The sequence below is a fragment of the Paraburkholderia franconis genome (assembly GCF_009362735.1).
GTDB lineage: Bacteria > Pseudomonadota > Gammaproteobacteria > Burkholderiales > Burkholderiaceae > Paraburkholderia > Paraburkholderia franconis.
In genome coordinates this window covers 1-14,047 of record NZ_WHNP01000118.1, presented here as the reverse complement: position 1 = coordinate 14,047, position 14,047 = coordinate 1, and the positions used below count along the sequence as shown (strand labels likewise).

9 protein-coding genes and 3 pseudogenes are annotated in these 14,047 nt (G+C 58.2%); 2 read left to right on the top strand and 10 right to left on the bottom strand.

What is annotated here, in order from left to right; all coding sequences use genetic code 11:
• A pseudogene (glyA, locus tag GCT13_RS44300) lies at positions 1–412 on the bottom strand (serine hydroxymethyltransferase); the annotation flags it as partial.
• A 540-nt stretch (positions 413–952) separates the two neighbouring features.
• Between glyA and GCT13_RS44295 the strand changes: the two are divergent.
• Positions 953–1,936: a GlxA family transcriptional regulator gene (locus tag GCT13_RS44295; RefSeq protein WP_152768040.1), complete on the top strand. Its 984-nt coding sequence runs from the start codon at positions 953–955 to the stop codon at positions 1,934–1,936.
• A 139-nt stretch (positions 1,937–2,075) separates the two neighbouring features.
• Here GCT13_RS44295 and fdhA read toward each other — a convergent pair whose 3' ends face one another.
• The 7 genes and pseudogenes from fdhA to GCT13_RS51055 all read right to left on the bottom strand — a co-directional run bounded on the left by fdhA (position 2,076) and on the right by GCT13_RS51055 (position 9,312).
• Positions 2,076–3,275, bottom strand: coding sequence for a formaldehyde dehydrogenase, glutathione-independent (gene fdhA, locus GCT13_RS44290; protein ID WP_152768043.1), 1,200 nt, complete (start codon positions 3,273–3,275; stop codon positions 2,076–2,078).
• A gap of 190 nt (positions 3,276–3,465) precedes the next feature.
• Positions 3,466–3,761: pseudogene (locus GCT13_RS48925) on the bottom strand (dihydroneopterin aldolase); the annotation flags it as partial.
• Positions 3,762–3,911: 150 nt separating this feature from the next.
• Positions 3,912–4,238, bottom strand: a pseudogene (locus GCT13_RS48920) (cache domain-containing protein); the annotation flags it as partial.
• Positions 4,239–4,908: 670 nt separating this feature from the next.
• Positions 4,909–6,063 (bottom strand): porin, encoded by a 1,155-nt coding sequence (locus GCT13_RS44280; protein ID WP_152768042.1) that lies wholly within the window; start codon positions 6,061–6,063, stop codon positions 4,909–4,911.
• A gap of 213 nt (positions 6,064–6,276) precedes the next feature.
• Positions 6,277–6,444, bottom strand: coding sequence for a hypothetical protein (locus tag GCT13_RS48915; protein WP_193727945.1), 168 nt, complete (start codon positions 6,442–6,444; stop codon positions 6,277–6,279).
• Positions 6,441–7,184, bottom strand: coding sequence for a DUF4198 domain-containing protein (locus GCT13_RS44275; RefSeq protein ID WP_227747335.1), 744 nt, complete (start codon positions 7,182–7,184; stop codon positions 6,441–6,443). The genes GCT13_RS48915 and GCT13_RS44275 overlap by 4 nt, the downstream gene beginning before the upstream one ends.
• Before the next feature lie 73 nt (positions 7,185–7,257).
• The gene (locus tag GCT13_RS51055; protein WP_152768039.1) at positions 7,258–9,312 is read right to left on the bottom strand and encodes a PepSY domain-containing protein; all 2,055 of its coding nucleotides are present in this window, start codon (positions 9,310–9,312) and stop codon (positions 7,258–7,260) included.
• Positions 9,313–9,415: 103 nt separating this feature from the next.
• On the opposite strand from GCT13_RS51055, the gene pdxR reads away from it, so the two are divergent.
• The gene (gene pdxR, locus GCT13_RS44265) at positions 9,416–10,885 is read left to right on the top strand and encodes a MocR-like pyridoxine biosynthesis transcription factor PdxR (RefSeq protein ID WP_152768038.1); all 1,470 of its coding nucleotides are present in this window, start codon (positions 9,416–9,418) and stop codon (positions 10,883–10,885) included.
• A 499-nt stretch (positions 10,886–11,384) separates the two neighbouring features.
• On the opposite strand, the gene aspA is transcribed toward pdxR, so the two are convergent.
• Both aspA and GCT13_RS44245 read right to left on the bottom strand, forming a co-directional pair.
• The gene (gene aspA, locus GCT13_RS44255) at positions 11,385–12,866 is read right to left on the bottom strand and encodes an aspartate ammonia-lyase (protein ID WP_152768036.1); all 1,482 of its coding nucleotides are present in this window, start codon (positions 12,864–12,866) and stop codon (positions 11,385–11,387) included.
• A gap of 498 nt (positions 12,867–13,364) precedes the next feature.
• The coding region (locus GCT13_RS44245) for an aspartate/glutamate racemase family protein (RefSeq protein ID WP_152768034.1) at positions 13,365–14,047 on the bottom strand (683 nt) is incomplete at its 5' end.

Sequence of the window (14,047 nt, the reverse complement as noted above, 5' to 3'; positions counted from 1 at the left end):
CGGGCTTCGCGCCGTGCGTGAGGTGGCCGCCCGCATCGAGCGACATGCCGAGGATCGTATCGCCGGGCTTCGCGAGCGCGAGCATCACGGAGCCGTTCGCCTGTGCGCCCGAATGCGGCTGCACGTTGGCAAAGCCTGCGTTGAAGAGCGTCTTGATCCTGTCGATCGCGAGTGCTTCCACTTCATCGACGAACTCGCAACCGCCGTAGTAGCGCTTGCCCGGATAACCTTCCGCGTACTTGTTCGTCAACACCGAGCCTTGCGCTTCGAGCACCGCGCGCGACACAATGTTTTCCGATGCGATCAGCTCGACCTGTGATTGCTGGCGTTCGAGTTCTTTCAGGATGGTGTTCTGGACCGACGCATCGCGATGGGCCAAGGGCTGCGAGAAGAAAGGTTGAGTGTTCGACATAGACCGTCCGTGACAATAAGAGTGAGCTGTGTGCAAAGCGAAAGGCCACCGCGCCTGGCTCTCCAGCCGAGCCATGTGAGGACTGCGACCGCTCTATTCTTGTCTTTCGGATTTTCTATAGGCATGCGAATTTAGACGCGCTCTTTACCTTTTCCGCCATTCACGTCCATTTTTCACAAGTGACAGAACCGGCGCTTTTCGCGAGAGTGGGCAGGTCGGAAATCAGCGCGGGAAGACGGCACGCCTGCCTGAAACCCCAGCCACTCCCAGGACCGCACCATTCGCCGGCAACAAGCCCATAGCACCGGCGGTGCTGGACCTGACGGGATCGGAAAACGATCTCGCCGCCCGGCTGACTAAATTATGGAATCGTTCGTGCGTAGAGACCCAACCCTGTGAGCGAACGGTATCGGATCAGCTGTTATGCGGATGGACGTAGGGTTTCGCCGCATGGCACGCTTTTCCTGCATGCTTCCACAATGGAATAGCGCAACTCATATTCCTGGCTGGAAAGCGTTCACTATTCGAGGAACGGTCCACATGTCGCCCGACCGCACCGCGTCGTTAGCGCACTTCGCGTTCATGCCGCTGCCGAACTTCACCATGATCGCCTTCACCAGCGCAGTCGAAGTGCTGCGCATGGCCAACTACCTGAGCGGTAAGCCGCTCTACAGATGGTCGGTCATCAGCCCGGATGGCGGGCCGGTCACGGCAAGCAATGGTCTTGGTATCGATACGGGCCCTGTCGAATGCCTCGGCACCCCGGACATCGTGTTCGTGTGCGGCGGCATCGACGTGCAGCGGGTGACGACGCCCGCCCATCTGTCGACGTTGCGAAGCTTCGCGCGCAGGGGCGTCGCGCTCGGCAGCCTGTGCACAGGAACCTATGCGCTTGCCAGATCTGGCCTGCTCGACGGCTATGCCTGCGCCATCCACTGGGAAAACATGTCGGCGCTCAAGGAAGAGTTCCCTGAGACGCGGTTCATGAAGGAACTCTTCGTGATTGACCGCGACCGCGTCACCTGCACGGGCGGCATCGCGCCCCTGGAGATGATGCTGAACCTGATCACCGCTCGCGTGGGTACGGCGCGCGTTACGCAGATAGCGGAGCAGTTCATCATGGAGCACGTGAGGGATAACAGCGCACAACAGCGCATGCCGCTCATCGCGCGGCTGGGTTCCGCAAACAAATCGCTGTTCGAAGTGATTGCCCTGATGGAGAACAATATCGAGGAGCCACTCTCGCGCGAAGAACTCGCGCGTCTTGCAAACATGTCGCAGCGTCAGCTGCAACGACTGTTTCACGAGCACCTCGGCATGACGCCGACGCACTACTACCTGACTCTGCGTCTACGTCGCGCACGGGAACTGCTGCTACAGACTGATATGTCCATCATGAGCATCACGATAGCATGCGGCTTCCAGTCAGCATGCCATTTCAGCAAGAGCTATCGCGAAGCATTCGGGGTCGCGCCCACCCGCGAACGCCGCAAGCAGGTCGCCCCGCTCGCAACGCATGCCTGAAGTCGCCCGTCCCCCAAGTGTCACGATGTGTCTTTGCGCCGTGCGTGCAAGCGCCACACTGCGTTTCGCTTCACCAATAGAACATAAAATAGGGCGGCCGCAACATGCGGCCGCCTGCGATCACCGCATTACATGCCGGTCACGCGGCTTTGAGCAGGCCGTGCGGATCTAGGACAAACTTGCGCGGTGCGCCCCCGTCGAACTGCTTGTAGCCGTCCGGCGCCTGGTCCAGGGAGATCACCGTGACGTTGACAATCTCCGCGATTGGCAGCCGGTCGAACAGGATCGCCTGCATCAGATTCCGGTTGTACTTCAATACAGGCGTCTGGCCTGTATGGAACGAGTGCGATTTTGCCCAGCCGAGCCCAAAGCGGATGCTCAGGCTTCCATGCTGCGCGGCAACATTCTTCGCACCGGGATCGTCGGTTACATACAGCCCGGGGATGCCGATCGCGCCCGCTGGTCGTGTGATTTCCATCAGCGAGTTGAGCACCGTGGCGGGCGCTTCTTGCGAGTGGCCCGCGCTCCCGTGGCCGTGTGCTTCAAAGCCGACACAGTCCACCGCGCAGTCGATTTCCGGTTTACCAAGGATCTGGGCGATCTGTTCGCCGAGCGCGGCATCCTCCGACAGGTTGACCGTCTCGAAGCCGACAGCGCGTGCATGCGCCAGTCGATCTTCGTTCATGTCGCCAACGATCGTGCATGCCGCGCCCAGCAGCCGCGCCGATGCTGCCGCAGCCATCCCGACTGGCCCCGCCCCCGCGATATAGACCGTCGAGCCAGGTTTCACACCCGCAGTGACAGCGCCGTGATAGCCGGTGGGCAAGATGTCCGACAGGCATGTAAGGTCGCGAATCTTCGCCAGCGCCTGGTCGCGGTCGGGGAATTTAAGCAGGTTGAAGTCTGCATACGGCACCATCACGTACTCCGCCTGCCCACCGATCCAGCCGCCCATGTCCACGTAACCGTATGCACCGCCTGCGCGCGACGGATTCACATTCAGGCACACGCCCGTGTGCTGCTCCCTGCACATTGCACAACGTCCGCAAGCAACGTTAAACGGCACGGACACCAGATCACCGAGCTTGAGCGTCTCAACATCGCGGCCAACCTCAATCACCTCACCTGTTATTTCGTGGCCAAGCACGAGACCGGCCGGGGCCGTTGTACGGCCGCGCACCATGTGCTGGTCCGAGCCGCAAATATTGGTGCTGATTACCTTCAGAATCACGCCGTGCCCGATACTGCGTCCGTTCGGATCAACCATCTTCGGGTAGTCAATCTTTTGGACCTCGACCTTGCCCGGCCCAAGATATACGACGCCTCGATTAGTGCCCATTGCTGCCTCCTTCCGGTTGGATAGCGCTGCGGCACGCCGGTAGACGCGACGCGCGCAGCACCCCTTAAATGTAGGCTGACACACCACGCGCACGAAAGACAAAACCCGACAGACCCTTGCACCGCGCCGACATGAGGAACGGGTGCACGCTGCGCGCATGATGCCCCTGCTCCATCAGACCGGCACAGACTCAGCGTCCCGCCGCACTGCACCACAGCAGATAGTCCGCGCGTGTCCATTCGAGTGTGACGCCGACGCGCCGCGTACCTGGCCGGATTTTCGGCTTATGCACGCTGAGCGTCAGCGTCTCAAGCGCAGGCCATTCCCTAAACGAGAGTTCCGCAATGTCGGCCACGAGCGTTTCAAGCAGGTGCGTGTGCGGCTTGTGCGCGAGAAACTCTGCGATGCGCGTACAGTATCCGTCGTAGTCGATCCATCCCCCGCTTCGCTTGGTGCGCCGCGATAGCCCAGCCTCGCGTCAATCAGCGATGCGATGACGACGATGACGGTCAGGGAGACGAGCGACGCAGTCAATAGCGATCGTATGCATGCGGTCGCCTCCGACTTGTCGAGAGCGATGACAACGTGCCAATCGGTTCCTCGCACCGATTGCGCGCGTATTAGCTTCCTCTTGTCATTCACCGTGAGCTGTACGGGCGTATTCGTGGCCGCGAACGGAGCGTCAGTTACTCTATCGAACTCCGGTGCAATATCAGCGACAGGCTTGAATGCCAGCTTCAGATCCGGATGGGCGATGACCCGTCCGTTGTTGTCGATCAACATGCCGAAACCGCTCGGAGTGGGATGAATCGACTTGATGTTCGCAACCACGCTGTCCAACGAGACGTCCCCCACTACGACAGCCTTCATTACACCATCTCGCATCACGGGTACTGCAAACGCCACCAGCAACGCGCCGCTGGTGCTAACGTAGGGTATGGCGATCGGCTTTCCCGCCTGCACGGCGTTCCTGTACCAGGGTCCGACTGGTGGGATCGCAGGATGACGGAATATTGGGCCAATCGGTGAACTTTGCCGACTTGTTCGGATAGCCTACGCCGACGTTCCCAGAATCCGCCCGCCGTAGCGACCTGCTTCAGCATTGGCATCGGGTCGGGCGTGAGCGCAACATCCTGAAGCGACGAAATCGTCTGGGCCTTCGAGGCGACCCATTCGCCGATAGCAACAGCACGGTTGTCTACGTCAGAGGTCAAATTGCGATCAATCGCCTCCTCACTGCTCCTATTGGCGATGACATAGCTAGTCCCGGTATTGGCGACGACTGAGAAAACCACAAGAGCTATGCAAGCACAAACAACCCGCGCGCGAATCGACGACAACATTTTATGAATGCTCTTATTTTGACGATGACAAGATCCTACGCCTGCCTCCTCTGCAAATTTCACCGGTTAGCGGGAGGAATCAGCATATTGCATGCGTTGTGGATTCCTTGACAGTTCATTTTGCATTGAATTCGTGGCGGCGCATCGTTTCAATCTGTGTCAATCAGGCCATCGTGCACCAGGCACCGGCTGGCGGCTAGCCGGCCCATCGTTGCGTGAACAGCTGATCGCCTACGAGACTCATTTTCAAGGCGCCCAGCTCGTCAAACCGAAGCCTGTTTCAAGCCCTGCTAGAAGCGATGCCGGATGCCAACAACTACTTGTACTTGGCTCTGAGTTGTGGAGGCGGTTAGGCCGTTGAGGTTTGCGACCGCCTTCCCACCAGTCGAATCGGTGCCCGACGCATGCTGGTAAACCGCGACTGTGTAAAGGTCAGTTCGCTTGGATAGGAGGTAGTTAGCCCCGATCGCGCCTTGATTGTAAGTTGCACCGTTGACGCCATATCCTTTCAGGTAGTTATAGGCGACACCGAGGTGGAGGGTCGGCGTGAGTTGATAGCCGACATTGACTTCAATGTCGTGGAATCTTGCATCGCCGCCTGCGCCGTTAGCCGGGAGACCCGGTAGCGTCCCGATATCCTTGAACTGCGTGTTGCTGTAGACAACGCCGAACGTAGCGGCACCAACGACATAAGAAGCGCCTGCGACGAAGATCTGCTGTCTTTTCGCGGACGCATAGCCGGAATACACGCGGCTACCGTTCATGTTGGACCCCGTAGTGCTTGAAGCCGCGGTATTGCCAAAATAGGAAAAGTTAGGATCTCGCGCGTCAACGAAGGCGGTGCCAAGCGTGAGTGGTCCCAAATTGTAGTTCGCCCCGACTGACCAGATCTGATTTTGGTTGAATGTCCCAGCGACACCGCCGAAGCTGTAGAGGCCCGCGAACGTCAATCCACCGTACGACACACTGCGAAACTTGATCGCGTTGTTGACGTGGTTGCTACCATCTGTGTTATCTACATCGCCAGGATGGGCGCTGGCGAATCCGCTCCACATTTGAGCCGCCACGAACATGTAGGTCAAGTCGTTAATCAAATCATATTGACGCCCGAACGTAACGGTACCTATGTTCGACGACGAAAAACCGACATAGGCTTGGCGTCCGAACTCGTCGCCCCCTTGACCGAGCTTTCCGTTCGCAACACTGAAGCCGTTTTCAAGCACGAAAAGTGTTTGCAGTCCACCGCCGAGGTCCTCAGTGCCTCGCAGCCCCCAACGGTCGCCACTCAGATTTCCGGCGACCATCGAATACTGCTTGTGGCCACCAATGTTGTTCGCATAGTTCATGCCGACGTCGATCACACCGTAGAGTGTGACGCTGTTCTGAGCATGTGCCGTACATGCGAAAGAGGCTGCGAGCGCTGCCGCAGTCAAGAACTTTTTCATATGAAGGTCTTGTGGTCGAATAAAAAAATAAATTGAAACGACATTCGTCACGCGTCGTCACCAGACCATCCCGGTTGAGGCGTGGCAAATAGGAGTCCTTTTGGATCGCGGCGTCGAGATGGATGTAACTGGTTGCGGTGCAGCGCTTCCGGGAACGATGAAAACGCCGTAAACGCCGGCAACCATAGTTGCCGGCGTCCAGGGACGCCTTCCTTAATTCATGACGAAGCGCGCGCTGCTCATCGACTTGTCTTCCATCGGCACGAGAGCGATCACCTTGTCGCCCTTGACAAGCTTCGCGCTGCAAACGGCCGCAGCAAGTGCGGCCAGCCAGAAATTCGTTTCATTGGGGGCAAGCTCCAGCAGATAACGCTTGATCACTCGGGCAGGTGCTGCAGCACGAACGACAGTGTGGCCTTATGCTCGTCCTGGTTCGCCTTCGCGGGCTCCGACGGCGGCGTATCGAGTGTTGCTACGACCACGTTCAGACCTTGGTTGCGCACCTTGATCGTCACGGTACCGTCTGCGCCGGTCTTTAGCGGTTTGGAATCAGGGTCATTGACGAAATCCGGCTGCACCTCGGCGCCGGCCACGGGCTTGCCGTCGTAGAGCACCCGAACCGTGAGCGCCTGGCCCATCTGATCCGGCATCTGTTTGCCGACCGGCACGATCTGCAGCTTCTGCCCAGGCAGTACGGGCATCACGCCATTCAGGGGCCGGCACAGATGCACCGCGTACTTGAATGTGTGCTCGCCGAACGTGGCGCCGGGCACTTCGTCCCTGCCTTTGTTTTGCCACTCGCCGTTCGTCGTCTTGCTCCACAGGCCGTAGTCCATCATCCCTGCAACGATTGCCGGCTGCTTGTCGGTATTCACCACGAGCAGTGGCCCGTTGGGCGTGAGCTGCGCGGAGACCTCCTTGCCCTGCTCGTCGTAGGCTGTGACGCTCTTCACCTTGTTCTGGCGCTTGATGACATCCAGGTCGTCGCTGCCCTCGCCGTAGATCAGCGCCAGTTGGTTCGAACGCTGTGCGAAATAGATGCCATGCGAGTGCGCCAGGTCGGCGCCGCCCATGCCTGCAATCAGGCTTGCCACGACAACAAGGTTTCTGGTGATCCTCAATTGTGTCTCCTTTCAATGGTTGGAAAAAAGCGGCTTTGTTTTCGGTTTTGCCGGACAGTGCCGGCCTTTCCATCTACAGATCGAGTACCAGCGTCCGGCTGTTGGCACGCGAACAGCAGGGAGTGAATCGATCGTTCCTATTTTTCTCGTCGTCGGAGAGAAACACGTCGCGATGCTGCGGTTCGCCTTCCAGCACGCGAGTCACACAGGTGCCGCAGACGCCTTGCTCGCAGGACGCCGTAATATGGATTCCGCAATCGGCCAAAGCAGCTATTACTGTCTTGTCTGCAGGGACACAAATAGTCTTGCCAGTGCTTGCGATCGTGACGTCGAATTCGACATTGTTGTCGGATTCCCTGCGCTCAACGCTGAAATATTCCCTGTGTATGCGGTTTTTGCGCCAGCCTTTTTGCAATGCGGTGTCGATGACCGCATTCATGAATGCCTCGCCGCCGCACAGGTATAAGTGCATTTCGGCATCGTGCGTTTGCAGAAGCGCGTCCAGGTCTAGCCGTTGCTGTTTCTCGTCTTCCGTGAAGTGAAAGAAAACGCGGTCGGCGAATTTCGAGCACTTGATGCGGTCGACAAAGGCTGCGCGCGCCGCCGAGCGCGCGAAGTAATGCATTTGGAAAGCGGCTCCGAAACCAGCCAGGTGTTCCGCCATGCAAAGTATCGGCGTAATACCGATACCACCCGCGATGAGCAGGGAGCGCTGCGCGGATTCCACGATCGGAAAGTGATTTTTCGGCGTGCTGACCTCGATTAAGTCGCCTTCCTTGACCTTCTCATGCATGGTCCTCGACCCACCGCGCGTCGGTTCCGCGCGCATGACGGCAATGAGATAGCGATGTCTTTCCCCCGGAGGATTGCACAGCGAATATTGTCGAACCTTTCCGCCTGGTACGTGAACATCAATGTGGGAACCGGCCGTAAACGGCGGCAGCACTTTTCCGGCAGGGTCGACAAGTTCAAAAGATTGAATGTTCTCCGCCTCTGTCGTTTTCCTGGCCACTTTCAACGCGAGAGTCGTTCGGGGCGACACGGGAGCCGGCGGAGGCCGTTTGCCGCGCAGATAACTGCCGATGCCGGCGTAAGCCAATACCGGTACAGAGAGCATGCCGATCAGTTGCAGCACCTGAATAAATCCACCGCTCAGCCATCCGTAATGCAGCGCAAGCGCCGTCAGGTAAATTCGATGACCTATGCTGTTCTCCCCATATGAAGTAAAGCGCAACACTTTGCCTGTGTTCGAATCGACACTAACGTAGGAAAACGCATTTATATGCGGTGCGTCGCGTGCGACGATATCGAAGTTGAAAGCATCCCCGGGCTTGCCAGGGTAGCGAATGCGGGCATATTTTGGTTGCGGCACTAATGCCTGTGCGCGTTGCCAGAGGGCCTCGACTGGCAGGCTTTTCGTATCGGCCTGCATGGACGATCTAGGAGAAGGTGCGGGGGGCTTCGATGCCGTCAGTGTGTAGAGCGCGTCCCTCACGAATTGAAACGATTGCAGCGCGCCGGTGAGCGCGGACGCAAGAACGATGAGGCTGACATAGGCGCCAAGGGTTTTGTGCAGACTGAGCCAGCGCGCGCGACCGGTGAGGTTGGGCTTGATCGCGACGGCGCGCCTGCGTTTGCGCAACGCCTCTGGAATCCACACAGCCAAGCCGCCACCGACCAGGACAATCGCGAATGTCAGCGCAAGCGTTCCAGCGACGACGCTTCCATTCTTCAGAAACTGAAAGCTGTGCAAGCTGGCCATCGTACCAAACAGGCCGCCGTAACGATCCTCGCTTCCAAGCACTTCGCCAGTGCATGGATTGACGTAGTACCACCGGTTGTCGCTGAAGAGGACACGCGCGCTGGAATCCGCGTCGTCGTATATGCGCACCTGCTTTGGCCGGCCTGCGACTGGATTAGAAGCGCTTGCATTGGCAATCAACGTATCGAGCGGCAGGCGCTTTTTGCACGATTCGACTTTGAGCAGACCGTGGTAGATGACGGGTTCGAGTGGTTCCCGAAACAGCATGCCCGCGCCGGTAACCGCCACCATGACCACGAATAGACCGATGCTCAGGCCTATCACGCGATGCAACTGACGAATACGCTCACGTAGAGATACACGCATAGGATCCTCAATAACTGGAAAGGCTTTGTTCGATGGCGAGCCTTGACAGTACGGGTACCCGCTGCGAACCTATGAGTCCAATTCAAAAAGTTGGATAGGTCCAATGGCTGACTCGTTGCTTGCTGACCTCCTGATCGCCCGTCTCCGTCGAGACGGGGCCGTGCCACTACAGATCCAGATCGCGAACGGGATCCGAGACGCGGTATCCGACGGCACTCTGAAGGCTTCCGCACGTTTGCCGTCTTCCCGAACGCTCGCGGCTGCACTGGAAGTCTCCCGAATAACCGTTGTAACGGCCTATGAAAGGCTGTCGGCCGACGGCTATCTCCATACCGATTCCACGAGTGGCACGCTTGTCTCCGACAAGCTGCCGCAATCGATGGAGTCGGCGCCTCGGGAATCAACCGCACGAACCCTTTCCGAGCGCGGGGAGCAACTGATACGCGCTCCTGCGGGCATCCAGGAACGCAAGGGGGCGTTCGTGCCGGGTGTTTGCGATACGGATTGTTTTCCTTATCAGATATGGAGGCGTATCCAGAATCGCTATCTCGGGGAGCAGCACGCGGACCTCATGGGCTACTCCAATCCAGGCGGATATCTCCCGTTGCGCCGCGCGCTATCGGAGTATTTGCGCGTATCGCGCGCGGTTCGGGCCTCCCCGGAACAGATCATCGTGACAATGGGGAGCAATCAGTCGATTGACCTTTGCTCACGCATTCTGGCCGACGTGGGTGAACTGGCCTATGTTGAAAACCCTTGCCACTGGGCAACGCCAATCCTGTTGCGCGCCAACGGGCTGGAAGTGGAGGCTATTGCCGTCGACAGTAACGGTATGAAGCTCGAACGATGTTTGCGCCGACCTCGACTCGTAGTCACGACCCCATCGCATCAGTTTCCAATGGGGGTGACGTTGTCGGACGAACGGCGTGCCTGTCTGCGTGCGGCCGCCGAGCGGTGGGACGCATTCGTTCTAGAAGACGACTATGACAGTGAGTTCCGATATGACCAGCGTCCGCTTCCGTCTCTTCAAGGCGATGATGAGAACGGCCGTGTCATTCTGATGGGAACGTTAAGCAAGGTAATGTATCCCGGCATGAGGCTCAGCTATATGGTTGTTCCACCCGACCTGGTCGATTCCTTCGCAGCCGCTTCGTTGCGCTTATACAGACCGGGGCACCTTTCCTTGCAGGCAGCAATGGCAGACTTTATTGCAGACGGGCATTTCTCGAAGCACATTCGGCGGATGCGCGATATCTACGGTGCGAGACAATCGGAATTGCTCCGATGTCTGGACCAGTGCTTTGGCGATGCACTTGAAACATCACGGAACGCGGCGGGTCTGCATATGACAATCAGGATCCGGGATCTGGTTGACTTCGATACGACCGTATCGCGATCGCTGGAACAGGGAATTTACCTTCGCAGGCTGCGCACGTTCAATCAAGGCGATCCGGGATTTCATGACGGATTTCTGTTGGGGTTCGGCGCGCTCGATATCGAAGCCATCCGTCCCGCTGTCCAGACCTTCGCCCGCATCGTCGAGAGCGTAATATCCGTGCCGGATTCGCGGTAATGCCCCTCAGGCAAGCACGGGCCCGCGCACGAGCCCAAGTCGAAGCCGAGGAACCGCATGCTCACAATATCGCGCCATGATCGGGCGAGCGTCGACGTCCGGATTCAAACCGCTCGCGCGCCGCTTTGATGGCGGCATCAAAGCTAGACTCGGTAGCGAAATGTATTAGATCAACACTTACTGACCAGCCGAACCCGGAAGTGCACCATCTGAGACGGCCGTGCTCGTACATGAGACAAAACCACCGCCATAGATCGGCGTCATTCCGGTTCGCCGGAATCATTGCCTCCGACTTCAATTGCCTGCGTGTGATGCCAGCCATACCATTCCTCTCAACGCGAGCGGACCATCCAGCTGCTTCGAGGTATTTGACTGAACAGGCAATGCGCCGTCCGTCGCAGAAGGGTCGGTCTTAGCCGTGACCTGTTTGGTTCTGCGAGGGCAAGGCAAACGACATCTTCTCAGTCATATACGCTCTGTTTCGCAAGCGTTCCCCGCGTCAGGTCATACCGACCTGGATCGACTCAACGTTGTGCACACCGTCATTCGAAGCCGTGCAGTGATCTGTTGACGCAACGTACGCTCGGGGTTTGATCAGCGCCTCGGGTCGGAGGGCTTCCTCCAGTTGCGCCTCTGTCAGCAATTGACGGCGCAGCACAACCTGCCGAATGGTCCTTCCGTTTGCATGTGCTTCAGCGGCAACGGACGTTGAGTTCTTGTAGCCGATATACGGGTTAAGTGCGGTAGCAAGTGCAATAGACTGCTCGATGTTTTCACCTAACCGGTCGGGGTTTGCAGTGATGCCTTTGACGCATTTCTCGGCGAGTGTCGAACAACCGTTCGTGAGATGTTTGAAGCTCCGAAAGAGCGCGCTGGCAATGACGGGCTCGAAAGCATTCAGTTGAAGTTGGCCGCCTTCGGCCGCGAACGTGACGGTCAGGTCATTGCCGAAGACTTCAAATGCGATCTGGTTGACCACCTCCGGGATGACCGGATTGACCTTGCCTGGCATGAGCGAGGAACCGGCCTGCATTGGCGGAAGGTTGATTTCTCCAAAGCCTGCGCGCGGACCGCTCGATAGCAGACGCAGATCATTGCACGTCTTCGAAAGCTTGACAGCAATGCGCTTCAGCACCCCGGAGATCTGAACGAAAGCACCACAGTCCTGCGTCGCCTCGACTAGATTCGGTGCCGTCACGAGGTCGATGCCGGTGATGCGAGTCAAGGATTTGAGCGCCTTTCGCGCGTACTCTGGGTGGGCGGTAATGCCCGTGCCGATCGCTGTCGCACCAAGGTTGATCTCCCGGATTAGCATGGAAGCCTCTTTGAGCCGCGACATGTCTTCCTCGAGCATAACGGCATAAGCCGAGAACTCCTGGCCGAGAGTCATGGGAACCGCGTCCTGCAGTTGCGTGCGACCAAGCTTTAATAAACCCGCAAACTCAATCGCCTTCTGGTCGAACGCTGCATGCAGCCTGGCCATCGACTCCAGCAGATGCTCAATAGCGAAAAAGGTCGCGATGCGCAGCGCCGTCGGATATACGTCATTGGTGCTTTGCGCAAGGTTGACGTGTTCGTTTGGATGCAGGTATGCATATTCGCCCCGCCGACGACCGAGCAATTCGAGCGCGCGATTGCAGATGACTTCGTTCGCATTCATGTTGGTCGACGTACCGGCGCCGCCCTGGATGACGTCAACGACGAACTGGTCGTGAAGACGGCCTTCCCGGATTTCTTCGCAGGCCGCGACTATCGCGTCCCGGAGCATCGGGGAAAGCATGCCAAGCTCCGCGTTTGCCTCCGCGGCCGCTTGCTTGACTGCTGCCAGTGCAATCACGAGCTTCGGGTATGACGCCAACGTCGTACCCGAAATCTGGAAATTTTCCTTCGCGCGCAATGTGTGAATCCCGTAGTACGCGTCCTCGGGGACGTCCCGCTCTCCCAACAGGTCGGTTTCGACGCGGGCGCCTGATGTACTCATAGGTTGCTCCTGGTTCTTCGTTGAACCCGCTCGTGACCTGGACGTACAGCCGTCCCGGCCGAGCGAGGTCTGCCTCGAAGGGGCTCTTCAACCGCGACTCACACCGAGCAACGGGGAAGGCCCGTGGTAGGCGTGGTCTGTCAGCCGTCGTGTCCGATGGCTATAGCTAAAGCAATGGCAGGCATCGCAGCAAATCGGTCGATCGAATAGGTGTCGAGCGGCATTGGCGTGCGCCCCACGTCGATCAGCTCGGCGAGCGTAGCGACCAGCGAAGTGCCAGCCGGGAACCGGCATCCTCCGATCGGTTGCTCCGGTGCAGATGATCAGCGAATCGAACGCGAGCTTGCGGATGTTGGCGAGATCGGTCGCACCGATGAAATCAGACTTCAATGCAACGAGCAGTGCATGCACCGTTACTTCGCTCCGTTCAAACTCGAATGTCGCATCCAAGTACGCGGACCTTAGCCCGCGCGACCCGCGCTCCGATCATGCCGCCGATCATCTGTTCGAACTGGGTGCGCTTACTTTAGGCAAGTTACCGAGCGCGCGTTTCAGAGCAGCGACACCGCTGCGCGGGCTAGATAGCACGGGAACGCACACGCGCTCCAACTGCGGCACGAGCCGCGCCATTGAGACCTGCGCCAGCACGACCACGTCGACCTGTGTTGCAAGGATCGAGATTGCGCTCTTTACGATTTCGTCATGTCGTGCACCGTCCCCGCTTAAGAGAGCCTCGAATGCACCCTCGGCAATCCGCACGGTTACTTCAACGGCGCGCCGCAATTCGCCGGCCTTCTTTTTAACGAGGCGAACGGTGGGCTCCAGCGTAGTCGACACAGTCGCGATCACCCCAATGTGAGAACCGATGAAGCTCGCCTCTTCAGCCATCGCCTCGTCGATTTTCACAATTGGAGTGCTAATAAAATTGCGCACCGAATCTACAGCTTCACCGACGGACGAACAGGCGTTAAGGATGATGTCGACGCGCATCCCCTGCGCATTGGCCATGTACGAATGAATTCGACTTGCAACTTCCGGAGTTACATGGCCGGCCGCCCGAACGTCACTGAGCAAGCTGTCATCGACGATGTTGATCACCCGCGCATCAGGAATTTGCTCACTGATTTGCTCCTTGATCGGCTGGACCGAAACTGGTCCTGTGTGAACCACTGCGATGGTTG